Origin of the sequence: Stenotrophomonas sp. GZD-301, from assembly GCF_049310345.1 — a bacterium.
Lineage (GTDB): Bacteria > Pseudomonadota > Gammaproteobacteria > Xanthomonadales > Xanthomonadaceae > Stenotrophomonas.
This window is the reverse complement of record NZ_JBMOWY010000022.1, coordinates 29,835-54,766: the sequence shown is the minus strand read 5'-3', so window position 1 is coordinate 54,766 and position 24,932 is coordinate 29,835. Positions and strand designations below refer to the sequence as shown.

Here is a 24,932-nt window from a genome sequence, read left to right as displayed (position 1 = left end):
CCCCACCCCGGTTTGGGGGCGAAAATAGGCGCTTGAGACGAAGCGCGATAAAAATGATCGATTCCGCACGCTATCCCCGCCTCGCGCGCATCCAGTCACCGGATGACCTGCGCAGGTTCGAAGAATCCGAACTGCCCGCCATCGCCGACGAGTTGCGCGCGTACCTGATCGAATCGGTCGGGAAGAGCGGCGGCCATTTCGGCGCAGGCCTGGGGGTGATCGAACTGACCGTCGCGCTTCACTACCTGTACCAGACGCCGGTCGACCAGCTGGTGTGGGACGTGGGGCATCAGACCTACCCGCACAAGATCCTGACCGGCCGCCGCGACCAGATCCATACCGTCAAGCAGAAGGACGGCGTGGCGCCGTTCCCCAAGCGCGAAGAGAGCGACTTCGACACCTTCGGCGTCGGCCACTCCTCGACCTCGATCTCGGCCGCGCTCGGCATGGCCATCGCGCGCCAGCGCGAAGGCGACGACCGCAAGGTGGTGGCGGTGATCGGCGACGGCGCGATGACCGCCGGCATGGCCTATGAGGCGCTGAACCACGCCGGCGGCATGGAGTCCGAACCGAATCTGCTGGTGATCCTCAACGACAACAACATGTCGATCTCCGAGGCCGTCGGCGGGCTGACCAAGATGCTCGGCCGCGCCACCGGCAGCCGCACGCTCAACGCACTGCGCGAGGGCGGCAAGAAGATTCTCGGCGACAAGAAACACAACCCGACCGCGCGCTTCGTCAAGCGCTGGGAAGAACACTGGAAGGGCATGTTCGTGCCGTCCACGTTCTTCGAGGAAATGGGCTTCCACTACACCGGGCCCATCGACGGTCACGATGTTCCGGCGCTGGTTGCCACGCTGAAGACGCTCAAGAGCCTCAAGGGCCTGAAGCTGCTGCACGTGATGACCACCAAGGGCAAGGGCTACGAACGCGCCGAAGGCGACCAGATCGGCTACCACGCCGTGGGTCCGTTCGACCCGGACAAGGGCCTGATCGCCAAGGGCGGCGCCAAGAAGCCGACCTATACCGACGTCTTCAGCGACTGGCTGTGCGATGCCGCCGCCGCCGAACCGCGCCTGCTCGGCATCACCCCGGCGATGCGCGAAGGCTCCGGCCTGGTGCGCTTCAGCAAGGAGTACCCGGAGCGCTACTTCGACGTGGCCATCGCCGAGCAGCACGCGGTCACCCTCGCCGCCGGCATGGCCACCCAGGGCGCCAAACCCGTCGTGGCGATCTACTCCACGTTCCTGCAGCGCGCGTACGACCAGCTGGTCCATGACGTGGCGGTACAGGAACTGGACGTGCTGTTCGCGATCGACCGCGCCGGTGTGGTCGGCCCGGATGGCGCCACGCACGCCGGCAACCTGGACCTGAGCTTCCTGCGCTGCGTGCCGCACATGGTGGTGATGGCGCCGTCGGACGAAGCCGAATGCCGCCAGATGCTGACCACCGGTCTGCGCTACCCCGGCCCCGCCGCGGTGCGCTACCCGCGCGGCAGCGGCACCGGTGTGGCGGCCGGCACCGACCTGTCCACGCTGGAGATCGGCAAGGCCGAGGTGCGCGTGCCCGGCAGCCGTGTCGCCCTGCTCGCGTTCGGCAGCACCCTGCCGGCCGCCGAGGCCGTGGGCCGCGAGCTGGGCCTGACCGTGGTCAACATGCGTTTCATCAAACCGCTGGACCGCACCCTGCTGCTGGAACTGGCGCAGCGGCACGACGGCTTCGTGACCATCGAGGACAACGTGGTGGCCGGCGGTGCCGGCTCCGGCGTGGCCGAGCTGCTCAATGCCGAAGATGTGCTGCGGCCGTTCCTGCATCTGGGCCTGCCCGACAGCTTCCAGCACCACGCCAGCCGCGAGGATCTGCTGGCCGAGGCCGGTATCGATGCCGCCGGCATCCGTGCCGCCGTACTCAAGCGTTGGCCGACCCTGGCCAGCCTGGGCCAGCCACTCAGCGCGGCAGGCTGAGGGGCCGCCGCGCGTGCCGGGTTCTGCCCGGCACCGCGCTCAGCCGTAGCTGACCGCTTCCACGCAGGCACCGCTGGCTTCCACCCGCACCGCGCTGCGCTGGCCGGTATCGGCATGGTGCAGGCGTGCCAGTGCGTCGGCGAAATCGAAGGCGATGGCACTGTTGCGGAAACGCAGCCCGTCGGGCTTGTCCGGGTGGACCACACGCCACAGGCGCTCGTCCAGTTGCAGGCGGATCAACATGCGTTGCTCTCTCCTTGAGGCGGCATATCGGGCCAGAGGGCGACCGCGGCACAGGGCGGCGCGGTCGCTCTGGAGCGTCGGGGCCGCATTCGGCCCCCGACGCGCACAGTAATCCATCGAAACTGTGATCTGTATCAGATTTTTCTGACTGCGGGGCACGGGCCCCGGGTGGGATCAGTTGACCAGGAACTGGCCGCGGCAGCCGCCGGTGACCCACACGCCATTGCGGTCCCAGCCCCAGGTCTGCCCTTCGATACACGCCGTGCCGGAGGTCTGGCGTACCAGCCGCACATCGCGGCGGATGGTGACGTTGCAGCGCCGATCACGGCGGTCCTTGGAGTCGCAGCTGATGATCTCGCCACGGCCGCCGCCGTTGTTCCAGCCGCCGCCGCCATTCCAGTGGCCGCCGCCATGCGAGGGACGCCCACGCTCGGCGATGAACTCCGCACGGCAGCCCCGGGTCACCCACACGCCATTGCGCGCCTGGCCCCAGGTCTCGCCTTCAATGCACGGCGAGCCGGAGATCTGCCGCACCAGCCGCGCGCGGCCGTCCAGCGGGCACTGCTGGGTGCGGTTCTTGTTCGACTCGCAGCGTACCGGGCCACTGTTGTAGCCATCGTCGTAGCGTTCGTACTGCTGCGCGTGCGCGGTGGCGCCCAGCACCAGCATCGAGGGCAGCAACGCCCACAGCCATCGGTGCTTTCCCTGCGTCATCCCATTGCTCCTCATGCCTGCCTCGAAACCGTGTGTGGTGGTGGCGAACAGGATGTGGCAAAGCGGCTGCATGCGACATAGGCCGGAAGTCGCTGATTTCATCCCCTATTTAGGTAACCGTCGCTTTCCTGACTGACGCGCGTCAGTTGCTGTCACGTCCGTCGTCGCCGCGCATCGTCGCCAGCATGTGCTCGGCCGAACCTGAGACGAGGATGCGCTGCGCCGCCTCGGCCGACACCGCAGCGCGCGCGAACATTGCCTCCTCATGCGTCTGCACCGCCGTGCGCCAGTCGGCGCTGCACAGCGCATCGGCCAGATCGGCGGCGTCGCGCAGTGCGAGGTTCGCGCCCTCGCCCGCCGGCGGCATCACGTGCGCCGCATCGCCGATCAGCGTCACCGCCGGGTGGTGCGTCCAGCAATGGCCGACCGGCAGCGCGTGGATCGGCCACGGCCGCACCGCATCGTCCGCGTCGGCGATCAGGCGACGCAGCTGCGGATGCCAGTCGGCAAAGTGCTGCAGCAGGCTGGCGCGGGTCTGCACGGGGGCAGATTCCCCCGCTGCCAGTTGCTGGGGCAACGCGGCGTACACCCGCACATGCGCGTTGGCATTGCGCTGGGCGAACAGCGTGCGGGTGCCCTGCTTGGCCACCAGCGTGCCGCGTCCCACCAGTGCGGCCAGCGCCCGGTGATCCACATCGACGTTGCGCAGCGACAGCTCGTACAGCGTGATGCCTGCGTGCCGGGGGCGGACGTCGGTCAGCAGCGGGCGCACCTTCGACCACGTACCCTCCGCTCCGACCACCAGGCCGAAGCGCTCGCACGTCCCGTTGCCAAAGTGCAGCGCCACCGACGGCCCCTCCAGCACGGCCTGGTGCAGCGCGTGGCCCCAGCGCACCCGGTCCGGCGGCAAGGCCGACAGCAGCAGGTCGCGCAGATGCCCGCGATCGATCTCGGGCCGGTCGCCGTCCTGGCCATCGTCCTCGAGCAACACGCGGCCCTGCCCGTCGAGCAGCCGCATGCCCTGGTCCTCATAACGCGCCACCTGCTGGAAGCGCTCGAACAACCCGGCGCTGCGCAGGGCCGCCTGGCCCGTGCCGGCGTGCAGGTCGAGCATGCCGCCTTGCGCGCGGGCATCGGCCGCCGCGTCGGCATCGAACAGCGCGAACGGGAGACCCGCCTGATGCAGCCGGCAGGCCAGCAGCAGGCCCGCCGGACCGGCACCGACAATGGCGATACGGGGAACACGGGACATACGCGGCCTCCACGGCCTTAAACATAGGCGCCTATGATTGTTACCATAGGGACCTATGTCAAGTGCCCGGAGTGACCGCATGGACCGCCCCGACCCGAGGAACGTCCCGTCCTTTCTGATCAAGCGGGTGGCCCGCGAACTGACCCGCCTGGCGGAAACCGAGCTGCGCCCGCTGGGCCTGGGCATGGCCAGCCTGCCGGTGCTGGAAGCGGTGCGGCAAGGCAAGGCCACCACTCAGAGCGAGCTGGCGCGGCTGCTGCGGGTGGAACAGCCGTCGATGGCGCAGACCCTGGCGCGGCTGGAGCGCGATCAGCTGATCCGGCGCTTCCCGGACCCGCATCGGCCGCGTGCCCAGCGCATCGAACTGACGCCGCTGGCACTGCAGCGGCTGCCGCAGGCGCGGGAGATCCTCAACGCCGGCAATACGCGCATGCTGGCCGGTTTCTCGGTCGATGAAACCCTGCTGCTGGCCAGCTTCCTGCAGCGCCTCAGCGCCAATCTGGACCGCGACGCCTGACCCGCGCGGGCGCGGTTACCCGTAGCGCACCGCTTCCACCGCCGCGTCCTGCACTTCCACCCGCACGGCGCTGGCGCCGCCGGTACTGGCGTGATGTTCGCGCGCCATCGCATCGGCGAAATCGAACGCCACTGCGCCATTCGGAAAATCGATGGCTCCCGGGCGCGACGGGTGAACCACGCGCCATTGGCGCTCCTGGCATTGCACGGTGATCAACATGACGGGCATTCCTATCGTTTCCGTGGCGGGGGCACGGCGACCATCCAGTTCCCTGGGACCGGTGGCACACGCGGGGCATCGGGAGAGCATCCCGCTCTCGGGAAGCACGATAGATCGCCCCTTCCGTTTCGGATATCGGAATAGTCTGAATTTTCGACTGCGGCAGGCCGACGTGATCCGGTCAACCGCTCAGTCCGCCTTGCCCAGGAACGCGAACGGTGCCGACGGCCGGAACTGCGGCAGCGCGTCGCCGGCGAAGACATTGCGCTGGTCCGGGCCGAGGTCCAGCGTGAGAATCCTGCCGGTCACCGGCGAGAAATCGATCCTGTTGAGGTCCACCCAGAACGTGTTCGGCGTCAGCGCGGATTCGAAGAAATACAGCCGGCGCTTGTGGTCGGCCACGGTACGCCAGCGCGTGGACGAAATGTTCGGTTCGCCCGGCGTGGCAATGCCGTAGGGCACCGAGACGTTGCGGATCACACTGAACACGCTGGCCAGCGCGACCACCGGATCTTCGCTTTTGGGAATGGCGTTGACGTAGAACGACGCGCGCGCGAACCGGTCGGCCGATCGGTTCGTCCCCGGCAGCATCACTGTGCCGCCGATCTGCTGCCAGTAGCTGTTGAGCGCCAGCTGCTGCTCGAACACCGGCGAGTTGGTCATTACCTGGTAGGCGCGGTCGTGGTGGATGACCTGGCGCCCGCCGATGTACTCGACGATGGCACTGTCGCCGGTGGCATCGGACATGGACAGGTGCAGCGTGGCCAGCCGCGCTTCGCCGGGCACCGCGTCGGTCACGATCGAGAACGGCTCGCGCTCCAGCGCGGCGACCGCCTCGGCCACGGTGGCGAAATTGTCGAGTACGTACTGCGCCCACAGCGAGATCGCCAGACCGGGCTTGCCGCTGCGCTGCTGCGGATACTCCGATTCGACCAGCCAGAGCAGGTTCGCCGACAAGCCGGCCTCGTTGAGGCCGTCGGTGGTGGAGATGTCGTAGCCGCTGGCAATCACGCTGCCGTAGCGCGAGGTCCAGCGGATCGAATTGCGCCCGGCCTGTCCCTCGCGTGCGATGCCCTGCGGAAACACCCACAGGTTGGTGGAGACGTCGGTCTTCCAGTCCATCGAGCGGGCGGTGATCACGTCCTGGTTGTCGCCCAGATACACCAGGCGGGTGCAGGCCTGCGCCGGCGGCGGTACGCACGCGGCTGCCAGCGCAATCAGGGCCCAACGCACTGCGGAAACAGGCATCATGCGGATTCTCCCGGCGGGCAACGCGCGGGGCTGAGCGGATGCCAGCCTCCCTGCCGTGCCCAGGCCATCACACTCAAGCGGTGGTGATGGACAGGTGAACCACAGGCGCATCGGTGCCAGGTGAGGGCGCCGTCAGCACCTCGTGCCGGCATGGCGCTACCCTGCGGCCATCGCCACCCCGGACACCGCCCCGATGAGAACTGCCCTGTCGCTTCTGTTGTCCTGTGGCCTGCTGGCCGCCTGCTCAACCCCGACACCGTCAGCGCCGTCCTCGGCCCCCGTTGTCGGCGGCGACCGCGACAGCCACGGCTGCATCGGCTCGGCGGGCTATCGCTGGTGCGCGCGCAGCGGCCAGTGCGAGCGCCCGTGGGAGCTGGCCAAGGCGCAGGGCCTGGACAACACGCCTGCAGCGATCGATGCCTACTGCGCCACGCCGGCACCGGCAACGCCGCGACCGCGCTGAGCGGTCACCGCGTTCGGCTCAATCGCCCTTGTTCTTGCCGCCGAAGTCCAGCGGCTGGTCGCTGCCGCGCTTCTCTGTGGACCACACCTGGACGCTGTCGCGGCACCGGCTTTCGCGCCGGGCCACCTGGTCGGGCAGTTCCTTGACCAGCGGCGAGTCCTCGCACTGCGGCGGGCCGGCAACCTCATCGGTGGTTGCACAGGCCGACAGCGACAGCGACAACACGGCGGCAACGGCCGCGGTACGCACACACAGGGACAGGTTCATGCAGCCTCGCCAGGAAAGGGGGAACCCAACCGATTCTTTACCCCCACGCCGGGCGCTTCGCCTGCCATAGGTCATGGCAGTGCGCCATCCAGCGGCAGGCGCATGCGGAACCGCGCGCCGCCGGTGGCCGCTTCCACCACGGCGATGGTGCCGCCGTGGCGGTGCACGATCTCGCGCGCCAGATGCAGGCCCAGCCCGCTGCCGCTGCCGCTGGGACGCAGCCGGTGGAACGGCTCGAAGATCGACTCGCGCTCGTCCAGCGGCACCCCCGGGCCATCATCGCTGACGCACAGCTCGGCGGCGGCATCCAGCGCGATCTCGATGGTGCCGCGGCCGCCGCCATGCGCGATGGCGTTCTGCACCAGGCTGGCCACCACCCGGTGCAGCGCATGCGGGTCACCGCGGACCCACACCGGCAGCGACGGCGCGTCCACCGAGAACGCGTAGCCGGCATCGACCACCAGCGGCGCCACGTCGCCGGCCACCTCGCCGGTCAGCGCGGCCAGGTCCACCCGCTGCGATTGGCTGGCATGGTGGTCCAGGCGCTGCAGGTCCAACAGCTGTTCGGTGATGTTGCCCAGCCGGCTCAGGTCCAGTTGCAGGCGCGCGCGCTCGGCACCTGCGGGCAGGTTGGCGATGCGCGTGGCCAGGATCGCGATCGGCATGCGCAGTTCGTGCGCGGCACCGGCCAGGAAACGGTCCTGCGCATCGTAGCTTTCGCCGATCCGCCGTACCGCGGCGTTGAAGGCATCCACCAGCGGGTAGATCTCGGCCGGGACCGCACGCGTATCCAGTCCGGTGCCGCGCTCGGTGACCTGGATCGCCGCGGCCTGCGCGGCCACCCGGTTGACCCCGCGCAGCGAGCGATGGATCACCCACGGCGCGGCCACCAGCGTGATCACGATCAGCGGCCCGGCAATCCAGCCGCCCAGATAGCGCATCACCACCAGCATCTGCCGCCACAACCCGTGCTGCGGCATCCCGCCCATCATCACGTGCACGCGGTCGCCGTCGTGCTCGCCCACCATCACCCGCGCGGCCAGCTCATCGCCGCGGGTGCGGGTGCGCACGTCGGTCGGTTCGATGTGCTGAAGCTGCTGCACCAGCGACTGGTAGATCGCCGGCACGGTGCCGTGGGTCAAGCGCCGCCCCTGCTCATCGGCGGCCACGAACCAGAAGCTCGCCGGGCGGTCGCGGCTCACCGCATCCACCGCCGCCCAGTCCACGTGCAGCGCGTCGTCGCGTACCTGGATCGCATCGGCCAGGGTCTGGCTCAGGTTCCAGTCGATGTAGGCCGCGCTGCGGTCGCCGTAGGCCAGCACCAGGGCGCCCAGTGCGATGGCCACCATCGTGATCTGGATCAGGCAGATCTTCCAGGCCAGGCTGAAAGACAGCGAGCCGGGCTTGAGGAACTTCATGACGCCTCCTTCAACAGATAGCCGATACCGCGCATCACGTGGACCTCCACGCGCGCGTCGGCCTCGGCCAGCGCCTTGCGCAGCTTGGACACGTGCGCGTCCAGCGCGTTGGACTGGATCGCATCGTCGAAGCCGTACACCGCTTCGAGCAGCGCCGCGCGCGCCACCGTGCGTCCCTGGCGCAGCGCCAGTGCTTCAAGCACCAGCAGCTGCCGCCGCGGCAACGCCAGCAGCACACCGGCCACACTGGCCTGGCGCGCAACGAAATCGAACTGCAGCCGCCCCAGTGCCAACTCGGGCAGCGCGATCTGCGACGGCCGCCGCGAGATCGCGCGGATGCGCGCCAGCAGCTCTTCGACCGCGAACGGCTTGGTCAGGTAATCGTCCGCGCCGACGTCCAGCCCGGTCACGCGGTCAGCGACCGATCCGCGCGCGGTCAGCATGATCACCGGCAGGTTGGCGATCAGCCCGCGCGCCACCTGCACGAACCCGGCCCCGTCACCATCGGGCAGTTGCCGGTCCAGCAGCAGGATCTGGTGTACGCCGGCGCGCAGCGCTTCGGTGGCCTGGGCCATGCTGCCCACCACGTCCACGACCATGCCGTGCCGGCCCAGGCTCACCTGGATGGCGGCGGCCATTTCCGGGTCGTCTTCGAGCAGGAGAATGCGCATGCGGGGTACGGGGGGCGACTGGGGGCTCGATGGTACCGCGCGATCCAGCGCAACGTTCCGACAATGTAGGCCGTCCATCCTGTCCGCTGGATCCTCGCCCGCGACAGGTACATGCAGCTCCGTCTTCCCGCTTTCCCGCGTCATCCGGCCGCCACTCTGCTGGCACTGCTGCCCATGCTGGCCGCTTCCGCCGCCCAGGCCGAGGACACGGCTCCGGCCCCCAAACGCACCAGCGTCGGGTTGGCCGTGGTGGCCCTGAAGTCGCCCTACGCCGGCTACGACACCGATACCATCCCCGCGCCGCTGATCAGCTACGAGGGCAGATCGTTCTACTTCCGCGGCGGCGCAATGGGCTACCGCCTGGTCAACCAGGGCGGCACGGAGCTGTCGGCCACGCTGTCGCCGTACATGATGCGCTTCAAGCACCGCGACACCGACAACCCGCAGCTGCGCCAGCTCTCCAACCGCAGCCTGTCGGGCATGGCCGGTCTGGCCTGGCGTCACAGCGCCGACTGGGGCGTGGTCCAGGCCAGCGCCGAGGCCGAGGTCACCGGCCACGGTGGCGGCTTCGCTGCCGATGCGCGCTACAGCTACCCGCTGCCGGTAGGCAAGGTGCGGCTGATCCCGGGCGTGGGCGTCAACTACGCCAGCAGCAAGCTCAACGACTATTACTTCGGCGTCAGCCAGGCCGAAGCGCTGCGCAGCGGCCTGGACCGCTATGAGGCCGGCAGCGGCGCCTCGCCGTACATGGACGTCACCGTGGTGGTGCCGTTGGGCACGCACTGGACCGGCACCGCCTCGCTGCGCCGCAGCCGGCTCTCCGATGCGGTCCGCGACAGCCCGATGACCCGCGGCGACTACATGGATTCGGCCGCCTTCTCGCTCAGTTACGGATTCTGACCATGCCCAAGGGAATCGTACGTCGTGTCGCCGAACGCGCTCTGCAGATCGAGCCGGACCGCAGCGCCGTCATTGAATGGATTCTGTATTCCCCCCTGCCCGCGCTGGACGGGCAGACCACGTTCGAACTGGCCTGCAACGGCGAAGGCGAACGTGTGCTTGCCCTGCTCGATGCACACCTGGCCGCCGGCGATGCCCCTCGCCGCCTGCCCGGGGCTGTCGGCGCGTCCTGACGCGCCGCAGCCGGTGCCGCACGCCTCCCCCGCCCCCCACGGAGTCGACCAATGAACCGGAACAGCAAGATCACGCACGCCCCCCGGCCCAGCGTGCCCGCCTCCGCCGCCGAGACCAGCGCGGCGGCGGTGCTGCGCTTCGACGATGCCGTGCGCGAGCGCATGGCCAGCGATCCGATGACCTACGGGCGTTTCTCGCGCGCCTACATCGCCACGCTGCTGGATGCCTCGCGCTCGGCTGCCGCGGGCGCACACACCCGCTGTGTCGATCCGGACTGGATCGGCGCCCGCCGGCGTTGGCTGCACGAACGCCTGCAGCAACACCCTGAAGAGGGCCGCGACCAGCGCCTGATCGCCTCGCGCCATGCCGCTGATGGCGTCTGGCTGCAAAGCGCCTGTACCGGACGCTCCGCCGCAGGCGAGACCGACCGCGTTCTGCATGCCCTGCTGGCGATGACGCGACCGGCGCACTGATCGCCCCGGTCGCATCGCCACCATGCCGTGCACATCCGTGCGCGGCCGGACTGTGCATACTCCCGGCCGTGTCCGCCACCGGCGGACGGTCCGTGGTTCCGATGCCTGTCCGGGAGTTGTCGATGCGCCTGCCTGCCGCCGCCTGCCTGCTGTTGTTCGCCGCCGCCAACGCCCACGCGCAGGACGCCGACGACGCCCCGTCCTTCGATCGTCCCGGTATCGGTTTCTCCACCGGCACCGTGCCGCGTGGCGCGCTCGCGCTGGAGCTGGGCCTGCCCAGCCTGGAACGTGACCGCGACGCCGATGGCGTCCTGAGTACCCAGTACAGCAGCGACATCACCCTGCGCGTCGGCCTGGCCGAGCGTCTGGAACTGCAGGCCTTCGCCACGCCGTGGAACCGGCTGCAGGTGCGTCCGCGCGGCGGCCCAACCTACACCCGACGCGGCGCGGGCGATGCCGGACTGGCACTCAAGCTCGCGCTGCCCACGGGATCGGACCGGCACAGTGTCGCCGTGCTGGCCAGCAGCACCTTCGCCACCGGCGACCGCGATTTCTCCGAAGGCGGCACCCAGTACGCACTGGGCGCCAGCTACGAATACGCCTTCGACGACCGCTGGAGCGGTGCGTTGTACGCCAACGCGGTGCGCGGCGCGGGCGCGGACACCTTCACCTGGTCGCCCAGCCTGAGCGTGGCGCTCACCGACACGGTCAGCAGTTATGTCGAACTCGGCTTCACCGACACCGATGGCGAACCGTCCACCGCCATCGCCGGTGCCGGCGTGACCTGGATGCTGCGCCCGCGCGTGCAGCTGGATGCCTCGTTCGATCTCGGCCTGGACAACGCCAGCCCCGACCTGCAGGCCGGGCTGGGCGTGTCGTTCTACTTCGACTAGCGCGGCGGAGAACCCGCCAACGAAAAAGGGCCCGCACATCGCTGTGCAAGCCCTTGTTCTTTACCAACATTGGTCGGGACGGCCGGATTTGAACCGACGACCCTCTGCCCCCCAGGCAGATGCGCTACCAGGCTGCGCTACGCCCCGATGATGCTGGCAATGTCCCCGCCTTGCAGCGGGCCGACGAGTATAACGGGTTTACGTGAAAAAGGGTTCAGCGGCGCAGCAATTGCAGCACTTCTTCCAGTTCCATCCGCGTCTGCTTGATGATCTGGTTGCTCAATGCCGATTCGTCGCGCGCGCCGGCACCTTCCAGGCGCAGCCGCGCGCCGCCGATCGTGTAGCCCTGTTCGTAGAGCAGGCCGCGGATCTGACGCACCATCAGCACGTCGTGGCGCTGGTAGTAGCGGCGGTTGCCACGGCGCTTGGCCGGCTCGAGACTGGGAAACTCGGTTTCCCAGTAACGCAGCACGTGCGGTTTGACATCGCACAGCTCGCTGACCTCACCGATGGTGAAGTAGCGCTTGGCCGGTATCGGCGGAAGTTCGCGGTTACTGCCCGGATCCAGCATATGCCTCCACCCTTTCCTTGAGCTTCTGGCCCGGACGGAAGGTGACCACCGTGCGGGCGGAAATAGGAATTTCCTCGCCGGTCTTGGGATTGCGACCCGGGCGCTGGTTCTTGCGCCGCAGGTCGAAATTACCGAAGCCGGACAGCTTCACCTGACGTCCCTGTTCCAATGCCTCTCGCAACACATCGAAGAACGCGTCGACAAATTCCTTGGCTTCACGCTTGTTCAGACCGACTTCGTCGAACAGCTTTTCGGCCATCTCAGCCTTGGTCAATGCCATTGCCTGCTACCCCCATGCTTCCCGCTCAACCGCGGATCCGGGCGTGGTGTTCACGCTCCATGACAGTGACCGCCTCGGCCACTACCGAATCCACGTCGCGGTCCGTCAGAGTGCGCGACTTGTCCTGCAAAATCAAGCCTATAGCGAGACTCTTGAAGCCCGGCTCGACACCCTGGCCGACGTACCGGTCGAACAGGGTGACCTCCCGCAGCAGCGGCCCGACAGCCCGGCGCAGGGTCGCTTCCAGGTCGGTCCAGGCGGCCGCGTCGGGCACCAGGAAGGCCAGGTCGCGGCGCACCGAGGGGTAGCGCGACAGCTCGGTGGCACGCGGCAGCGCGCGGGCCGCCAGCGGCGCCAGGTCCAGCTCGAATGCGTACACGTCCACGTCGATGTCCAGCGCCTTGGCCAGGCGCGGGTGGATCTGGCCGATCCAGCCCAGGGGCACGCCATCGCGCAGCACCTCGGCCGAGCGCGCCGGGTGCCCGTAGGGGCGCTGCGACGGCTGGAAGGTCAGCGCCGCGCCACTGGCGGCGGCCAGCGACTCCAGGTCGCCCTTGAGGTCGTGGAAGTCCACCTTGCGCGAGGCGATGCCCCACTGCTGGGTATCGGCGTCGCCACAGATGGCCGCGGCCACGCGCTGGGTCTCCAGCGGTGCCGGCTGACCGTCGCCGGCCTGCTGGTGGAACACGCGGCCCAGCTCGAACAGGCGCACCCGGCCCAGCTGACGGGCGGCGTTGCGGCCCAGCGTGGCGACCAGGCCCGGCAGCAGCGACGGGCGCATCACGGCCAGTTCGGCCGACAGCGGATTGGCCAGCGGCACCAGCCCGTCGGTGAGCTGCCACTGCGCGAGCAGGGCGGCATCGACGAAGGCGTAATTGATGGTTTCCTGCAGGTCACGGGCGACCAGCTGGCGGCGCGTGCTGAGGTCGTCCAGACGGGTCTCGCTGGGCATCGCCACACGCGAGGCACCGCCCGGCAGCGTGGTCGGGATGCGCTCGTAGCCGTGGATGCGGGCCAGTTCCTCGATCAGGTCTTCTTCGATCGCGATGTCGAAGCGACGGCTCGGGGCGGTGACCTGCCAGCCCTCGGCGACGGCCGCCACGTCCATGCCCAGCGCGCGCAGGATGCGCTCCACGTCGGCATCGGCGATCTGGATGCCGAGCACGCGGGCGATGCGCGCGCGGCGCAGGGTGATGGCCGCGGTCGCCGGCAGATCGCCGGCATTGACCGCCTCGGTCACCGGTGCCGGCGTACCGCCGGCCAGGTCCAGGATCAGACGGGTGGCGTACTCGACCGCCGTGCGCGGCAGCGCCGGGTCCACGCCCCGCTCGAAGCGGTGGCCGGCATCGGTGTGCAGGCCCAGCTTGCGGCCACGGCCCATGATGGCGGCCGGCGCGAAGTGCGCCGCCTCCAGGAACACGGCGGTGGTGTCGTCGGTGACACGGGTGTCGAAGCCGCCCATCAGGCCGGCCAGCGCGACCGGACGGTCGGCGTCGGTCACCACCAGGAAGCTGTCGTCCAGCGCGGCGTCGCGGCCGTCGAGCAGCTTCACGGTTTCGCCGGCACGCGAACGGCGCACGCCGATGCTGCCCTGCAGGGTGCCCAGGTCGTAGGCATGCATCGGCTGGCCCAGTTCCAGCATCACGTACTGGGTGATGTCCACCAGCAGCGACACCGGACGCACGCCACTGCGGCGCAGGCGTTCGGCCATCCACAGCGGGGTGGCCGCGCGCGGGTTGACGCCCTCGATGACGCGGCCGACGAAACGCGGCGCCTCGGCGCCGGCCTGCAGCGCGATGGTCAGTTCGCGGCTGCCCACGGCCGCGACCGGCGCGGCGTTGAACGGCACCACTTCGCTGGCGCACGCGGCGGCCACGTCGAAGGCGATGCCGCGGATGCTGAAGCAGTCGGCGCGGTTGGGGGTCAGCTTGATCTCGATGCTGGCGTCGGGCAGGCCCAGGTACTCCACCAGCGACTGGCCGACCGGCGCATCGTCGGGCAGTTCGAACAGGCCCGAGGCATCGCTGTCCAGGCCCAGTTCCTTGGCCGAGCACAGCATGCCGTTGGAGGCCACGCCGCGCAGCTGCGCCGGCTTGATCTTCAGTTCGCCGATCTGCGCGCCGATCATCGCCAGCGGCGCGACCAGGCCTGGACGCGCGTTCGGCGCGCCGCAGACGATCTGCAGGTGCTCGCCCTGCCCTGCATCGACCTGGCAGATCTGCAGGCGGTCGGCTTCCGGATGGCGCTCGGCGGACACGATCCGCGCCACGACCACATGCTGCAGGCCTTCGCCCAACGCATCGACCTCTTCCACTTCCAGGCCGATGGCGGTCAGCACCGCGCTGAGTTCATCGCGCGAAACGGTGGTCGGGACGTGGCTGCGCAGCCAGTTTTCAGAGAATTTCATGGTGTCACCCTGGTGGGCCGGCGCATGCGCCTGGGCCGTAATTCAACAATCGTAGTGCCGGGCGCTGCCCGGCATGCCGTCATCAGGCGAATTGCTTCAGGAACCGCACGTCGTTTTCGAAGAACGCGCGCAGGTCGTTGACCCCGTAGCGCAGCATCGCAAAACGCTCCACGCCCAGGCCGAAGGCGAAGCCGGTATAGCGCTCCGGATCGATGCCCACGTTGCGCAGCACGTTCGGGTGAACCATGCCGCAGCCGAGCACTTCCAGCCAGCGGGTGCTGCCGTCGGGCTGCTGCCAGGCGATGTCCACTTCCGCGCCGGGTTCGACGAAGGGGAAGTAGCTGGGGCGGAAGCGCATTTCGAAGTCGCGCTCGAAGAAGGCGCGCACGAATTCGGACAGCGTGCCCTTCAGGTCGGCGAAGGTGGAATGCTCGTCGACCAGCAGGCCTTCCACCTGGTGGAACATCGGCGAGTGGGTCTGGTCGCTGTCGCTGCGGTAGACCTTGCCGGCGGCAATCATGCGCAGCGGCGGCGCGTGGTCGCCCATGTAGCGCACCTGCACACCGGAGGTATGCGTGCGCAGCAGGCGGCCATCGCCGAAATAGAAGGTGTCGTGCATTGCACGCGCCGGGTGGTGCGGCGGGAAGTTCAGGGCTTCGAAGTTGTGCCAGTCGTCTTCGATTTCCGGGCCTTCGGACAGCTCGTAGCCCAGGCGGCCGAAGATCTCGGTGATGCGCTCCAGGGTGCGGGTGACCGGATGCAGGCCACCGCGTTCGTCGCGGCGCCCCGGCAGGGTGATGTCGATCGCTTCGGCGGCCAGGCGCGCGTCCAGCGCAGCGTCTTCCAGCACGGCCTTGCGTTCGCCCAGCGCGGTGGTCAGCGCGTCGCGGGCACGGTTGATCGCCTCACCGGCGGCCTTGCGCTCGTCGGCGGGCAGTGCGCCGAGCTGCTTGAGCTGGGCGGTGATGCTGCCGCTCTTGCCGAGCAGCGCCACGCGCAGGGCTTCCAGCGCGTCCGGGCTCTGGGCAGCGGCCACGTCGGCCAGCGCCTGGGTGGTCAGGGATTGGATGTCACTCATGGATAGCCGGAGCCTCGCGTCGGTATGCCATCGCGATGCGCGTCGGGCCGACCCCCGTCGCCACCGCTGTCGATCGATGGCACCGGGAGGGCCACCGCCAACACAAAAAAGAATGGGGAAGGACTTGCGCCCTTCCCCATGCATTTGCCTTACCCACAGCCGTTGCGCGTGAACGGCAACGGCAGGGGAATGGACTTATGCCGCCAGTGCGCCCTTGGCCTTTTCGGCCAGTGCAGCAAAACCGGCTGCGTCGTGCACGGCGATGTCAGCCAGAACCTTACGGTCCAGGGTGATGCCGGACTTGAGCAGGCCATTCATGAAACGGCTGTAGCTCAGGCCGTTGATGCGGGCAGCCGCGTTGATGCGGGTGATCCACAGCGAACGGAAATTGCGCTTCTTCTGCTTACGACCGATGTAGGCGTACTGCTGTGCCTTGATGACGGCCTGCTTGGCAACGCGGAAGACCTTGCGGCGAGCGTTGTAGTAACCCTTCGCCAGGGTCAGAATTTTCTTGTGGCGGCGACGCGCCTGTACGCCACGCTTTACTCGTGCCATGGGTCAGTCCTCAGAGGTAGGGAAGCATACGGTTCAAACGGCCTGCGTCTTCTGCACGAACATGGTTCGTCTGACGCAGATTGCGCTTCCGCTTGGTCGACTTCTTCGTGAGGATGTGGCTACGGTTGGCGTGGCCAGCCTTGAACTTGCCGGAGGCGGTCTTGCGGAAACGCTTGGCCGCCGCCCGGTTGGTCTTGATCTTGGGCATTGCAATGTCCTTGATGGTGTTTTGTCACTGACCAGGGCGGTGGCATTGCCACACTTTCCGTCCGTGCCCTTGCCTGCTTGTAAGCCCGGGATCCCCATTGGGAACCAGGCCGGTCCTGTTGCCGTTGAAAAGCGTGAAACCGTTCAAAACAGCACCCCCGCAAAAACGGGGTCGCCCATTATGCATGGGTTGGAGAACGGGTGCAAGCTGTTGATCAGGCGGGATTTGCCGGGTGTTGGGCCGGAAACCTGAACGAAACGGACGGCCTTGCCGTCACAGCGACTGGGTATCGCCGACTGGGTAGAGCCGACTGTTAGTCGGCTGCCCTTGGCGGCATGCCGGGAAAGCAGCCGACTAACAGTCGGCTGCTTTCCCGTCGCATCCCGTCGCACCCCCGCCGTCGCCTGCCCAAGAGCAGACGAACCGGGAGTTCCGCGCAGCCACGTTCGACGTGGCGCGCGTCGCGCGTCGCGCCAGAGCGCGATTACTTCTTCTTCGGCGCGATCATCATCACCATCTGCCGGCCTTCCAGGCGCGGACGGGACTCGATCACGATGTCCTCACCCAGATCGGCTTCGATCCGGTTGGCCATTTCGCGACCCAGTTCCTGATGGCTCATTTCACGACCACGGAAGCGGATGTTGACCTTGATCTTGTCGCCCTCTTCCAGGAAACCGCGCATCTTGCGCAGCTTGATCTGGTAGTCGCCTTCATCGGTGACCGGGCGGAACTTCACTTCCTTGATCTCGACCTGCTTGGTCTTCTTCTTGGCCTCGTTGGCCTTCTTCTGCGCTTCGAACTTGAACTTGCCGAAGTCCATGATCTTGCACACCGGCGGATCAGCCTGCGGCTGAATCTCGACCAGGTCCAGACCTTCGTCTTCGGCCATCGACAGCGCTTCGTCACGCGTCAACACGCCAATCATTTCTCCGTCGCTGCCGATCACGCGGACGCGCGGCACCCGGATTTCCTGATTCTTGCGGTTCTGTTTGTTGTCAGGGGTACTGATATTGCAATCTCCCAGAGGAATCAAACCGGCCCTCAGCGGATCATCCGCAGGGCCGGGACTTTCTTACACGGACTGTTCTGCCTGCAACCGCTCGATGAAGGCCTGGACGGACATGCTGCCCAGATCTTCGCCAGAGCGCGTACGCACGGCCACGGCGCCATTTTCCTTCTCACGGTCGCCAACCACCAGCAGGTACGGGACCCGCTGCAGCGTATGCTCGCGAATCTTATAACCGATCTTCTCGTTGCGCAAATCGGCGTTTACCCGGAAGCCTTGATCTGCAAGGGTTTTCCGGACTTCAGACACGTATTCAGCCTGCGCATCGGTGATATTGGCCACCACCACCTGGGTCGGGGCCAGCCAGGACGGGAAGGCGCCGGCGTGGTGTTCGATCAGGATGCCGATGAAGCGCTCCATCGAGCCCACGATGGCCCGGTGCAGCATGACCGGGTGCTTCTTCTGGCTGTTTTCGTCCACGTACTCGGCGCCGAGGCGGCCGGGCATCATGAAATCGACCTGCATCGTGCCCAGCTGCCAGGTACGGCCGATGGCGTCCTTGAGGTGGTACTCGATCTTCGGGCCATAGAAGGCGCCCTCGCCCGGCAGCTCCTGCCACTCAACGCCACAGCTGCCCAGCGCCGAGCGCAGCGCGGCTTCGGCCTTGTCCCAGGTGGCGTCGTCGCCGAGGCGCTTTTCCGGGCGCAGCGCGATCTTGATCTGGATGTCCTCGAACCCGAACGTCGTGTACACCGCCAGCGCCTGCTGGTGGAACGCGGTCACTTCGGCTTCGATCTGCGACTCGGTGCAGAACACGTGGCCGTCGTCCTGGGTGAAACCGCGCACGCGCAGGATGCCGTGCAGCGCGCCGGACGGCTCGTTGCGGTGGCACGAGCCGAATTCGCCGTAACGGATCGGCAGGTCGCGGTAGCTGTGCAGGCCCTGGTTGAACACCTGGATGTGGCCCGGGCAGTTCATCGGCTTGACCGCGTAGGTGCGCTTCTCCGACTCGGTGAAGAACATGTTTTCCTGGTAGTTGTCCCAGTGGCCGGACTTCTGCCACAGCGAGACGTCCAGGATCTGCGGGCAGCGCACTTCGCCGTAGCCGCTGTCGCGGTACACCTTGCGCATGTGCTGCTCGACCACCTGCCACAGCGCCCAGCCCTTGGGGTGCCAGAACACCAGGCCCGGCGCCTCTTCCTGCAGGTGGAACAGTTCCTGCTGCTTGCCGATGCGGCGGTGGTCGCGCATTTCGGCTTCTTCGATGCGCTTGATGTACGCCTCGAGCTGCTTCTTGTCGGCCCACGCGGTGCCGTAGATGCGCTGCAGCTGCTCGTTCTTGGCATCGCCGCGCCAGTACGCACCGGAAATGCGGGTCAGCTTGAAGGCCTTGAGGAAGCGCGTGTTCGGCACGTGCGGGCCACGGCACATGTCCACGTATTCCTGGTGGTAGTACATGCCCATCGCCTGGATGTCGTCGGACATGTCCTCGATCAGGCGCAGCTTGTAGTCCTCGCCACGCGCCTTGAAGATTTCAACGACTTCCGCGCGCGGGGTCACCTTCTTGACCACGTCGTAGTCCTGCGCGATCAGCTCGCCCATGCGCTTTTCGATGGCGGCCATGTCGTCCGGGGTGAACGGGCGCTCGGAGTAGATGTCGTAGTAGAAGCCTTCGGCGATGACCGGGCCGATCACCATCTTGACGTCGGGGTAGAGCTGCTTGACCGCATGGCCGACCAGGTGGGCGCAGGAGTGGCGGATGATCTCCACGCCCTCCTCGTCCTTGGCGGTGATGATGCGCAGGCTGGCATCGCGGTCGATGACATCGCTGGCATCGACCAGCACGCCATCCACCGAACCGGCGATGGTGGCCTTGGCCAGGCCGGCGCCGATCGACTGGGCGACGTCCATGACACTGACGGGGTTTTCGAACTCACGGCGGCTGCCGTCGGGGAGCGTGATCGCGATCATGAATAGGCTTTGGCTGGTGGGCCCGCCGGGCGGGCCGAAGGTACGGAATCGGGGAGATCGGCAATAAAAAAGCGCCACGAAGGCGCCTGCGTCAGGGGCCGTCGGGACGTTCAGCGGTGGGCGGTGGTAGTGCTCATGTCACACGCTAGACCGGCGCTGGGCGCGGGCCACCTTGTTGCCATCGATAGAGATGGCTTGATCTTAAACCAATCCGGGCCGCGTTGCCGCTCCGCTTGCCCGGGCAGCGCCTGAACGTGGGGCTGTGGCGCCCGAAAACCGCAATGATTACCATGCGCGGATCGCCGTGCCACCCCCGGTGACGCCTCCCCCCAAGGATCCGCCATGACACCCGCCGTCCGCCCGGCCCGGCCCCCCCTGCCCCCTCTTCCGCACCGGGCCTCGCCCGCTCTGCCGCCGCGCCCGTGGTAGGTACCGATTTCGCTGCAGCGCTGTACTGCGCGCTCGGTGGCCTCGCCTCGGCGTTCTCCGCGCTGGCCTTCTACGCCGCCTCGCCGCATTGCCGCTGGCCGCGCCTGCGCCGCGCCGGCCGGCTCGGCCGCCAGATCGGCCTGGTCGCCTTCGCGACCGGCCTGTGGCTGTGGATGGGGCAGCTGGGACTGGCCGCCGGCCTGTGCGTGACCCTGGCCGGCTGGATGCTGGCCGCGATGGCTCTGCCCTATCTGGCCGCATGGACGCGCCCGCACGCCGCGGAGCAGCGCTGATGTGGGCGCGCGCCTTCGCTGCGCTGGTGGCCGGCTTCCTGGTCGCTGCCGCCGCCACCGGCCTGGTGGCCTGGCTGCCGCCCGGCCCCTGGGAACGGGCCGTGGTGCCCAGCCTGATCGCCTTCGTGCCGTTGTGGATGCTGGCGGCGGTATGGGCCTTCAGCTTCCGCACCGGCCTGCGTGCATGGACCGGAATGGGGTTGGCCGCCGCCCTCTGCTTCGCGCTGCTGTGGCTGCTGCGCGGCACCGGCTGGGTGCAATGACGGAATCCCCATGAAGTTCAGCTCGCTTACCCTCCGCACCTTCACCACGCTGCATACCTGGGTTGGCCTGGTGGCCGGCTTCGCGCTGTTCGTGGCCTTCTACGCCGGTGCCATCACCGTGTTCCACCATGACCTGCCACTGTGGCAGGCGCCACATGCGATGGAACAGCCGGCACAGACCCTGGACGATGCCCAGCGGCTGCTCGACGGGGTGCTGGCGCGGCACCCGGCGGCGCGCCAGCACATCGGCATGACCTTCCCCGGGGCGGAAACGCCGCAGTCGGTGGCGTACTGGCAGGATGCCAAGGGCACCTGGCTGTTCGCCTGGGCCGATCATGTCGAGGGCAGCCCCACGCCACCCCAGGCCGGCCTGGCCGAGCTGGTCAATGAGCTGCACTACACGCTGGGCCTGCCGGTGGCCGGAATCTACCTGATGGGCGTGGTCAGCCTGCTGTATGGCGTGGCGCTGCTGTCCGGGCTGGTGATCCACCTGCCCAAGCTGGCCGGCGACCTGTTCGCGCTGCGGCCGGGCCGCAACCTCAAGCAGATGTGGCAGGACGCGCACAACGTCATCGGCGTGCTCAGCCTGCCGTTCCACCTGTTGTTCGCGGTCACCGGCGCGCTGCTGTGCCTGATGTTCCTGCAGATGGCCGCGCTCAACCCGCTGGTCTACCAGGGCAGGCTGATGGCGGCGCTGCCGGCGGCGCTGGACACCGCGCCGATCCGCGCCGCCGCCGGCGAGCCGGTACGGCCGGGCAGCCTGGCCATGCTGCATGGGCGTGCGATCGCAGTGGCCACCGACCAAGGCCTGCCGCACTTCGAGCCGGCCTACCTGAAACTGGCCAATGCCGGCGACGCCAACGCGGTCATCGAGATCACCGGCGAAGGCGGCGCGTCGCTCGGCCCGCTCGGCGCGGTGGCGATGGATGCCAATACCGGCGAAGTACTGCACACCCAGCTGCCCGGCCGCCGCGATGCCAACCACGCCACGCTGGCCGCCGCCTACGCGCTGCACTTCGGTGAGTTCGGCAACGGCGCGGTGCCCTGGCTCTATTTCGCGCTCGGCCTGGGCGGCGCCTTCCTGTTCTATTCCGGCAACCTGCTGTGGATCGAGTCGCGCCGCAAGCGCCGGCAGGTCGAACAGGGCCGTGCGCAGGTCAACATGGCGCGGGCCACGGTCGGCGTCTGCATCGGCCTGTGCGTGGCCATTTCGGCCGCGTTCGTCAGCGTACAGCTGCTGGAACACCTGGCCCCGTCCTACGCCGACCCGGGAATGCGCTGGACCTGCTTCCTGGTCTGGGGCGGCTGCGCCCTGTGGGCGGCCCTGCGCGCGCCGTCACGCGCCGCCGAGGAGCTGCTGTGGGCTGCAGCGGCGGTCACCGCGCTGGTTCCGCTGGCGCATGGCGCGATGACCGGCCTCTGGCTGTGGACCAGCGCCCGGCACGGCTACTGGCCCCTGTTCTGGGTGGACGGGGTGGCCCTGGCGATGGCGGTGGGCTTCATGGCGATGGCACGGGCCACCCGGCGGCGCGCACTGCACGGCGACCCGAACAGTGTCTGGTCGCGCAGGACGGAATCTGCGGCAGGGTGATCGACGGCGCGTCGCCCCCGGCGTGCGCGCCAGAGGCCTTGTGCCACCGGGCTTTCAGAATTCTTCAGGCGCGTTTCCAGCAGTTCAGTCGTGGCCGTGGCCCAGTGGGTTCCCCATCCCGAGGAACCCACCCATGCACCCTACCCGCCGCGCAGCCCCGCTGATCCTGGCCCTGGCCCTGGCCCTGGCCGCCTGCCTGCCCCTCGCCGCGCAGGCCACCCCGGCTCCGCTGGACACGGCCAGGCTCACCGCACTCGAATCGGCCATCGCCAGCGAGGAGATCAAACAGGTCTCCAGCGTGTTGATGATGGTCGATGGCGAAGTGGTCTATGAGCGCTACTTCAACGGCGCCGGCCAGGAGACGCTGCACGACGTCCGCTCGGCCAGCAAGAGCGTCACCGCCCTGCTGGTGGGCGCGGCAATCGGCGACGGCCACCTGCCCGGCGTGCAGGCCCGCGTGTACGACTACTTTCCCGCGTTCACCGCGCAGCACCGCATTGATCCGCGCCTGCGCGCCACCACGCTGGACGACCTGCTGACCATGAGCAGCCTGTGGGAGTGTGACGACCAGAACCCGTTCTCGGCCGGCAATGAAGAACGCATGTATGTCACCGAAGCATGGCTGGACTTCGCGCTGTCCCTGCCGGTCAAGGGGTTCGCACCGTGGATGACCCGGCCCGAGGCCAGCCCGCATGGCCGTGCGCACGCCTACTGCACCGCCAACTCGTTCGTGCTCGGCGCCGTGCTTGAGCGTGCCACCGGGATGCCGCTGGCCGCGTACGCGGCGCAGGCACTGGAACGACCACTGGGCATCGACGGCAGCCACTGGAACCGCTCGCCCGAGGGGATCGGGATGGGCGGCGGCGGCACCCGCTACCGCAGCCGCGATCTGGCGCGACTGGGCCAGCTGGTGCTGGACGGCGGTGCCTGGCAGGGCCGGCAACTGATCCCGGCCGACTACGTGCGGGCAATGGTCAGCGAGCAGGCGCGCACCGACGACGGCAGCGCATACGGCTACCAGTGGTGGGGACTCACGCTCCCGGTGGACGGCCGTGAGACCACCGTGTGGGCGATGTCCGGCAACGGCGGCAACTATGTCTTCGTGCTGCCGGAGAAGAAGCTGGTCGCGGTGATCACCAGCAGCGCCTACAACCGCAGCTTCGCCCATCCGCAGTCGCGGCGCATCTTCACCGGGTTCCTGCTGCCGGCGCTGCGCTGAGCCCGTCCAGGTCACTCGGACGCCACGCCGCCGCCAGCACGCGGGCGCGCTGCGTGGCCACGTCCGCGTCGATTCTGGCCAGCAGGCGCGGCCACCCGGCCGTGCCGCGCAGGCCGGCGAACAGCGGCGTGGCCCGCAGCCAACCGGCGTCGCGGAATCCTGCATCCACGGCGCGGTGCAGGTCGGCCAGTGCCGCCTCGGCATTGCCCTGCGCCTGGTGCAGCAACGCGCGTTCCAGTGCGGTGTCCGCCCAGCCATCGCCCGCCTCGGCGGACAGGCCACGCAGGCGCCCGTCGATCCAGTCCGGGGTCACCGGGCCAGTGCCATGCAGGCCCGCAAGGGTCTGCCCCATCGACTGCTGCGGACGCAGCTGGCGGCTGTGCTCGAACGCCTGCGCCGCGCCCGCACGGTCGCCCTGGAGCAGCAGCAGTTCGCCCTGCAGGCGCAGCAGTTGCGGATGCGGCGTGCCGCGCCCGAGCGCCAGGTCCAGCGCCTGCCGTGCCCTGCCCGGCTCACCCCTGGCCAGCAGGCTGTGCGGCCAGGCGATGTTGGCGAACACGTTGTCCGGATACAGCTGGAAGCTGCGCTCATGGCGGCGCGCGGCGGCCTCGGTGAAGCCAAGCAGTTCCAGTTCGCGCGCGACCTGCACATCGCGGAAGCGGATCCGCTCGGGCGCCTTCAGGCCCAGATTTTCCTGCAGGGCCTGCGCCAGCTGGCCCTGTTCCTGCTGCAGATACGCCAGTGACGCACGTGTGCGCTCATCGCCGGGATCGCGCCGCAGCGCCTGCCGGTAGTCGGCGACCGCCTGCGGCATCGCCCCCAGGCAATCGTAGGCGTAGCCGCGCACGACGAACGAGGCGGCCTCGTCGGGGGCAGCGCGCAGCACCTGACCCGCCAGTTGCAGCGCCTCCTCGGCGCGCTCGCGTGGACCATTGAACAGGCAGGCCTCGGCCGCAAGCGCACGCGCCAGCCCACGCCGCGCCGCCAGCGAGTCCGGATCGATCTGCAGCGCCTGGCGATACAGGGCAATGGCGCGGCCGTTGTTGCTGGCCTGGCCGATGCCGGCGTAGTGCTCGGCGCGTTGCAGCAGCGGGTCGGCCGGCGATGGCGGTACGGCCACCGGCCACGCCACCACCAGCACCACCGCCGCGACGGCGGCAGCGCCAGCCCCCCACCAGCGCCAGCGCCGCGCCGCCACCGGCGCGGCGCCAATGCCTGCGGGCACCGGCTGCGCCGCAGCGCACAGCTGGTAGCCGCGGCCACGCACCGAGCGCACATAGCGCGGACGTCGACTGTCGTCGCCCAGCGCCTGGCGCAGCAGTTTCACCCGCTGGCTGATCGCATCCTCGCCGACCACCGCCGGCGCCCACACCTCCTGCGCCAGCGTGTCGAAGGTGACCACGTCGGTGCCATGCGCGAGCAGGCAGTCCAGCAGCCGCCAACTGAGCCCGCTGACCGGCAGCACCACATCGCCGCGCCGAACCTGCTGGGCGGCGCGGTCGATATCCAGGTCCTGCAGGCGAACGGTATCCATGCCGGCCAGCATAGGGCACGCCGCGCGTTGCCGTCGCTGGCGACGGGA

The 24,932-nt window shown here is 68.6% G+C and carries 28 protein-coding genes and 1 tRNA gene; 11 read left to right on the top strand and 18 right to left on the bottom strand.

Annotated elements, in window-relative coordinates; genetic code table 11:
- Nucleotides 1–53: 53 nt before the first annotated feature.
- Nucleotides 54–1,964 carry a 1-deoxy-D-xylulose-5-phosphate synthase gene (dxs, locus tag ACO6VK_RS05515; RefSeq protein ID WP_422505911.1) on the top strand — a complete coding sequence of 637 codons (1,911 nt, stop codon included), beginning with the start codon at nucleotides 54–56 and terminating at the stop codon, nucleotides 1,962–1,964.
- Between the two features lie 39 nt (nucleotides 1,965–2,003).
- Here the strand turns inward: dxs and ACO6VK_RS05510 are convergent, their stop codons facing one another.
- The 3 genes from ACO6VK_RS05510 to ACO6VK_RS05500 all read right to left on the bottom strand — a co-directional run bounded on the left by ACO6VK_RS05510 (nucleotide 2,004) and on the right by ACO6VK_RS05500 (nucleotide 4,173).
- Nucleotides 2,004–2,207: a hypothetical protein gene (locus ACO6VK_RS05510; protein WP_017355250.1), complete on the bottom strand. Its 204-nt coding sequence runs from the start codon at nucleotides 2,205–2,207 to the stop codon at nucleotides 2,004–2,006.
- A 174-nt stretch (nucleotides 2,208–2,381) separates the two neighbouring features.
- Complete coding sequence (locus tag ACO6VK_RS05505; RefSeq protein ID WP_422505910.1) at nucleotides 2,382–2,921, bottom strand: DUF3011 domain-containing protein; 540 nt, start codon at nucleotides 2,919–2,921, stop codon at nucleotides 2,382–2,384.
- A gap of 142 nt (nucleotides 2,922–3,063) precedes the next feature.
- Nucleotides 3,064–4,173, bottom strand: coding sequence for an FAD-dependent oxidoreductase (locus tag ACO6VK_RS05500; protein ID WP_422505909.1), 1,110 nt, complete (start codon nucleotides 4,171–4,173; stop codon nucleotides 3,064–3,066).
- Nucleotides 4,174–4,252: 79 nt separating this feature from the next.
- Between ACO6VK_RS05500 and ACO6VK_RS05495 the strand changes: the two genes are divergently transcribed.
- A complete protein-coding gene (locus ACO6VK_RS05495) occupies nucleotides 4,253–4,690 on the top strand; it encodes a MarR family winged helix-turn-helix transcriptional regulator (protein WP_422505908.1) in 438 nt (145 codons plus the stop codon).
- Between the two features lie 15 nt (nucleotides 4,691–4,705).
- Here the strand turns inward: ACO6VK_RS05495 and ACO6VK_RS05490 are convergent, their stop codons facing one another.
- Together ACO6VK_RS05490 and ACO6VK_RS05485 are read right to left on the bottom strand one after the other, a co-directional pair.
- Complete coding sequence (locus ACO6VK_RS05490; protein WP_422505907.1) at nucleotides 4,706–4,909, bottom strand: hypothetical protein; 204 nt, start codon at nucleotides 4,907–4,909, stop codon at nucleotides 4,706–4,708.
- 189 nt (nucleotides 4,910–5,098) lie between these two features.
- Entirely contained in the window at nucleotides 5,099–6,157 is a 1,059-nt protein-coding gene (locus ACO6VK_RS05485; RefSeq protein ID WP_422506000.1) for a linear amide C-N hydrolase, read from the bottom strand.
- A gap of 196 nt (nucleotides 6,158–6,353) precedes the next feature.
- Between ACO6VK_RS05485 and ACO6VK_RS05480 the strand changes: the two genes are divergently transcribed.
- Nucleotides 6,354–6,623 carry a peptidase gene (locus ACO6VK_RS05480; RefSeq protein ID WP_422505906.1) on the top strand — a complete coding sequence of 90 codons (270 nt, stop codon included), beginning with the start codon at nucleotides 6,354–6,356 and terminating at the stop codon, nucleotides 6,621–6,623.
- Between the two features lie 18 nt (nucleotides 6,624–6,641).
- Here the strand turns inward: ACO6VK_RS05480 and ACO6VK_RS05475 are convergent, their stop codons facing one another.
- From ACO6VK_RS05475 to ACO6VK_RS05465, 3 genes are all read right to left on the bottom strand, one after another.
- The gene (locus tag ACO6VK_RS05475; RefSeq protein ID WP_422505905.1) at nucleotides 6,642–6,890 is read right to left on the bottom strand and encodes a hypothetical protein; all 249 of its coding nucleotides are present in this window, start codon (nucleotides 6,888–6,890) and stop codon (nucleotides 6,642–6,644) included.
- A gap of 71 nt (nucleotides 6,891–6,961) precedes the next feature.
- Entirely contained in the window at nucleotides 6,962–8,308 is a 1,347-nt protein-coding gene (locus ACO6VK_RS05470; protein ID WP_422505904.1) for a sensor histidine kinase, read from the bottom strand.
- Nucleotides 8,305–8,979 (bottom strand): response regulator transcription factor, encoded by a 675-nt coding sequence (locus ACO6VK_RS05465; RefSeq protein ID WP_422505903.1) that lies wholly within the window; start codon nucleotides 8,977–8,979, stop codon nucleotides 8,305–8,307. Before ACO6VK_RS05465 ends, ACO6VK_RS05470 begins: the two co-directional genes overlap by 4 nt.
- A 111-nt stretch (nucleotides 8,980–9,090) precedes the next feature.
- Here ACO6VK_RS05465 and ACO6VK_RS05460 point away from each other — a divergent pair, with 111 nt between their 5' ends.
- The 4 genes from ACO6VK_RS05460 to ACO6VK_RS05445 all read left to right on the top strand — a co-directional run bounded on the left by ACO6VK_RS05460 (nucleotide 9,091) and on the right by ACO6VK_RS05445 (nucleotide 11,479).
- Nucleotides 9,091–9,879, top strand: coding sequence for a MipA/OmpV family protein (locus ACO6VK_RS05460; RefSeq protein ID WP_422505902.1), 789 nt, complete (start codon nucleotides 9,091–9,093; stop codon nucleotides 9,877–9,879).
- A gap of 2 nt (nucleotides 9,880–9,881) precedes the next feature.
- Nucleotides 9,882–10,112, top strand: a complete 231-nt coding sequence (locus ACO6VK_RS05455; protein ID WP_422505901.1) for a hypothetical protein — start codon at nucleotides 9,882–9,884, stop codon at nucleotides 10,110–10,112.
- Nucleotides 10,113–10,163: 51 nt separating this feature from the next.
- Nucleotides 10,164–10,586 (top strand): hypothetical protein, encoded by a 423-nt coding sequence (locus ACO6VK_RS05450; RefSeq protein ID WP_422505900.1) that lies wholly within the window; start codon nucleotides 10,164–10,166, stop codon nucleotides 10,584–10,586.
- A gap of 122 nt (nucleotides 10,587–10,708) precedes the next feature.
- Nucleotides 10,709–11,479, top strand: a complete 771-nt coding sequence (locus ACO6VK_RS05445) for a transporter (RefSeq protein WP_422505899.1) — start codon at nucleotides 10,709–10,711, stop codon at nucleotides 11,477–11,479.
- Between the two features lie 70 nt (nucleotides 11,480–11,549).
- On the opposite strand, the gene ACO6VK_RS05440 is transcribed toward ACO6VK_RS05445, so the two are convergent.
- From ACO6VK_RS05440 to thrS, 9 genes are all read right to left on the bottom strand, one after another.
- A tRNA-Pro gene (locus tag ACO6VK_RS05440) sits at nucleotides 11,550–11,626 on the bottom strand.
- 67 nt (nucleotides 11,627–11,693) lie between these two features.
- Nucleotides 11,694–12,050, bottom strand: coding sequence for a MerR family transcriptional regulator (locus tag ACO6VK_RS05435; RefSeq protein WP_068853353.1), 357 nt, complete (start codon nucleotides 12,048–12,050; stop codon nucleotides 11,694–11,696).
- Nucleotides 12,031–12,330 (bottom strand): integration host factor subunit alpha, encoded by a 300-nt coding sequence (locus tag ACO6VK_RS05430; protein ID WP_005410432.1) that lies wholly within the window; start codon nucleotides 12,328–12,330, stop codon nucleotides 12,031–12,033. Before ACO6VK_RS05430 ends, ACO6VK_RS05435 begins: the two co-directional genes overlap by 20 nt.
- Before the next feature lie 25 nt (nucleotides 12,331–12,355).
- Nucleotides 12,356–14,737 (bottom strand): phenylalanine--tRNA ligase subunit beta, encoded by a 2,382-nt coding sequence (pheT, locus tag ACO6VK_RS05425; protein ID WP_422505898.1) that lies wholly within the window; start codon nucleotides 14,735–14,737, stop codon nucleotides 12,356–12,358.
- Nucleotides 14,738–14,819: 82 nt separating this feature from the next.
- The gene (locus ACO6VK_RS05420; protein ID WP_017355263.1) at nucleotides 14,820–15,815 is read right to left on the bottom strand and encodes a phenylalanine--tRNA ligase subunit alpha; all 996 of its coding nucleotides are present in this window, start codon (nucleotides 15,813–15,815) and stop codon (nucleotides 14,820–14,822) included.
- A gap of 195 nt (nucleotides 15,816–16,010) precedes the next feature.
- Nucleotides 16,011–16,370, bottom strand: a complete 360-nt coding sequence (gene rplT / locus ACO6VK_RS05415) for a 50S ribosomal protein L20 (RefSeq protein ID WP_017355264.1) — start codon at nucleotides 16,368–16,370, stop codon at nucleotides 16,011–16,013.
- A gap of 10 nt (nucleotides 16,371–16,380) precedes the next feature.
- Nucleotides 16,381–16,578: a 50S ribosomal protein L35 gene (gene rpmI, locus ACO6VK_RS05410; protein WP_017355265.1), complete on the bottom strand. Its 198-nt coding sequence runs from the start codon at nucleotides 16,576–16,578 to the stop codon at nucleotides 16,381–16,383.
- Between the two features lie 484 nt (nucleotides 16,579–17,062).
- Nucleotides 17,063–17,602, bottom strand: a complete 540-nt coding sequence (infC, locus tag ACO6VK_RS05405; protein ID WP_026070650.1) for a translation initiation factor IF-3 — start codon at nucleotides 17,600–17,602, stop codon at nucleotides 17,063–17,065.
- 48 nt (nucleotides 17,603–17,650) lie between these two features.
- Nucleotides 17,651–19,555, bottom strand: coding sequence for a threonine--tRNA ligase (gene thrS, locus ACO6VK_RS05400; RefSeq protein ID WP_411851619.1), 1,905 nt, complete (start codon nucleotides 19,553–19,555; stop codon nucleotides 17,651–17,653).
- 422 nt (nucleotides 19,556–19,977) lie between these two features.
- Here thrS and ACO6VK_RS05395 point away from each other — a divergent pair, with 422 nt between their 5' ends.
- The 4 genes from ACO6VK_RS05395 (at nucleotide 19,978) to ACO6VK_RS05380 (ending at nucleotide 23,350) form a co-directional block, all read left to right on the top strand.
- Nucleotides 19,978–20,277, top strand: coding sequence for a hypothetical protein (locus tag ACO6VK_RS05395; protein WP_422505897.1), 300 nt, complete (start codon nucleotides 19,978–19,980; stop codon nucleotides 20,275–20,277).
- Nucleotides 20,277–20,540: a hypothetical protein gene (locus ACO6VK_RS05390; RefSeq protein ID WP_422505896.1), complete on the top strand. Its 264-nt coding sequence runs from the start codon at nucleotides 20,277–20,279 to the stop codon at nucleotides 20,538–20,540. The genes ACO6VK_RS05395 and ACO6VK_RS05390 overlap by 1 nt, the downstream gene beginning before the upstream one ends.
- Before the next feature lie 10 nt (nucleotides 20,541–20,550).
- On the top strand, nucleotides 20,551–22,131 hold the full coding sequence (locus ACO6VK_RS05385) for a PepSY-associated TM helix domain-containing protein (protein WP_422505895.1): 1,581 nt from the start codon (nucleotides 20,551–20,553) through the stop codon (nucleotides 22,129–22,131).
- 133 nt (nucleotides 22,132–22,264) lie between these two features.
- On the top strand, nucleotides 22,265–23,350 hold the full coding sequence (locus ACO6VK_RS05380; RefSeq protein WP_422505894.1) for a serine hydrolase domain-containing protein: 1,086 nt from the start codon (nucleotides 22,265–22,267) through the stop codon (nucleotides 23,348–23,350).
- Here ACO6VK_RS05380 and ACO6VK_RS05375 read toward each other — a convergent pair.
- The gene (locus tag ACO6VK_RS05375) at nucleotides 23,319–24,884 is read right to left on the bottom strand and encodes a winged helix-turn-helix domain-containing protein (RefSeq protein ID WP_422505893.1); all 1,566 of its coding nucleotides are present in this window, start codon (nucleotides 24,882–24,884) and stop codon (nucleotides 23,319–23,321) included. The two genes, ACO6VK_RS05380 and ACO6VK_RS05375, sit on opposite strands and share 32 nt — an antisense overlap.
- Nucleotides 24,885–24,932: the final 48 nt, after the last annotated feature.

What these genes read in the sequence shown, in the direction of transcription:
- dxs (WP_422505911.1), top strand. Translation starts at nt 54, where the DNA reads ATGATCGATTCCGCACGCTATCCCCGCCTCGCGCGCATCCAGTCACCG.
- ACO6VK_RS05510 (WP_017355250.1), bottom strand. Translation starts at nt 2,207, where the DNA reads ATGTTGATCCGCCTGCAACTGGACGAGCGCCTGTGGCGTGTGGTCCAC.
- ACO6VK_RS05505 (WP_422505910.1), bottom strand. Translation starts at nt 2,921, where the DNA reads ATGACGCAGGGAAAGCACCGATGGCTGTGGGCGTTGCTGCCCTCGATG.
- ACO6VK_RS05500 (WP_422505909.1), bottom strand. Translation starts at nt 4,173, where the DNA reads ATGTCCCGTGTTCCCCGTATCGCCATTGTCGGTGCCGGTCCGGCGGGC.
- ACO6VK_RS05495 (WP_422505908.1), top strand. Translation starts at nt 4,253, where the DNA reads ATGGACCGCCCCGACCCGAGGAACGTCCCGTCCTTTCTGATCAAGCGG.
- ACO6VK_RS05490 (WP_422505907.1), bottom strand. Translation starts at nt 4,909, where the DNA reads ATGTTGATCACCGTGCAATGCCAGGAGCGCCAATGGCGCGTGGTTCAC.
- ACO6VK_RS05485 (WP_422506000.1), bottom strand. Translation starts at nt 6,157, where the DNA reads ATGCCTGTTTCCGCAGTGCGTTGGGCCCTGATTGCGCTGGCAGCCGCG.
- ACO6VK_RS05480 (WP_422505906.1), top strand. Translation starts at nt 6,354, where the DNA reads ATGAGAACTGCCCTGTCGCTTCTGTTGTCCTGTGGCCTGCTGGCCGCC.
- ACO6VK_RS05475 (WP_422505905.1), bottom strand. Translation starts at nt 6,890, where the DNA reads ATGAACCTGTCCCTGTGTGTGCGTACCGCGGCCGTTGCCGCCGTGTTG.
- ACO6VK_RS05470 (WP_422505904.1), bottom strand. Translation starts at nt 8,308, where the DNA reads ATGAAGTTCCTCAAGCCCGGCTCGCTGTCTTTCAGCCTGGCCTGGAAG.
- ACO6VK_RS05465 (WP_422505903.1), bottom strand. Translation starts at nt 8,979, where the DNA reads ATGCGCATTCTCCTGCTCGAAGACGACCCGGAAATGGCCGCCGCCATC.
- ACO6VK_RS05460 (WP_422505902.1), top strand. Translation starts at nt 9,091, where the DNA reads ATGCAGCTCCGTCTTCCCGCTTTCCCGCGTCATCCGGCCGCCACTCTG.
- ACO6VK_RS05455 (WP_422505901.1), top strand. Translation starts at nt 9,882, where the DNA reads ATGCCCAAGGGAATCGTACGTCGTGTCGCCGAACGCGCTCTGCAGATC.
- ACO6VK_RS05450 (WP_422505900.1), top strand. Translation starts at nt 10,164, where the DNA reads ATGAACCGGAACAGCAAGATCACGCACGCCCCCCGGCCCAGCGTGCCC.
- ACO6VK_RS05445 (WP_422505899.1), top strand. Translation starts at nt 10,709, where the DNA reads ATGCGCCTGCCTGCCGCCGCCTGCCTGCTGTTGTTCGCCGCCGCCAAC.
- ACO6VK_RS05435 (WP_068853353.1), bottom strand. Translation starts at nt 12,050, where the DNA reads ATGCTGGATCCGGGCAGTAACCGCGAACTTCCGCCGATACCGGCCAAG.
- ACO6VK_RS05430 (WP_005410432.1), bottom strand. Translation starts at nt 12,330, where the DNA reads ATGGCATTGACCAAGGCTGAGATGGCCGAAAAGCTGTTCGACGAAGTC.
- pheT (WP_422505898.1), bottom strand. Translation starts at nt 14,737, where the DNA reads ATGAAATTCTCTGAAAACTGGCTGCGCAGCCACGTCCCGACCACCGTT.
- ACO6VK_RS05420 (WP_017355263.1), bottom strand. Translation starts at nt 15,815, where the DNA reads ATGAGTGACATCCAATCCCTGACCACCCAGGCGCTGGCCGACGTGGCC.
- rplT (WP_017355264.1), bottom strand. Translation starts at nt 16,370, where the DNA reads ATGGCACGAGTAAAGCGTGGCGTACAGGCGCGTCGCCGCCACAAGAAA.
- rpmI (WP_017355265.1), bottom strand. Translation starts at nt 16,578, where the DNA reads ATGCCCAAGATCAAGACCAACCGGGCGGCGGCCAAGCGTTTCCGCAAG.
- thrS (WP_411851619.1), bottom strand. Translation starts at nt 19,555, where the DNA reads ATGATCGCGATCACGCTCCCCGACGGCAGCCGCCGTGAGTTCGAAAAC.
- ACO6VK_RS05390 (WP_422505896.1), top strand. Translation starts at nt 20,277, where the DNA reads ATGTGGGCGCGCGCCTTCGCTGCGCTGGTGGCCGGCTTCCTGGTCGCT.
- ACO6VK_RS05385 (WP_422505895.1), top strand. Translation starts at nt 20,551, where the DNA reads ATGAAGTTCAGCTCGCTTACCCTCCGCACCTTCACCACGCTGCATACC.
- ACO6VK_RS05380 (WP_422505894.1), top strand. Translation starts at nt 22,265, where the DNA reads ATGCACCCTACCCGCCGCGCAGCCCCGCTGATCCTGGCCCTGGCCCTG.
- ACO6VK_RS05375 (WP_422505893.1), bottom strand. Translation starts at nt 24,884, where the DNA reads ATGGATACCGTTCGCCTGCAGGACCTGGATATCGACCGCGCCGCCCAG.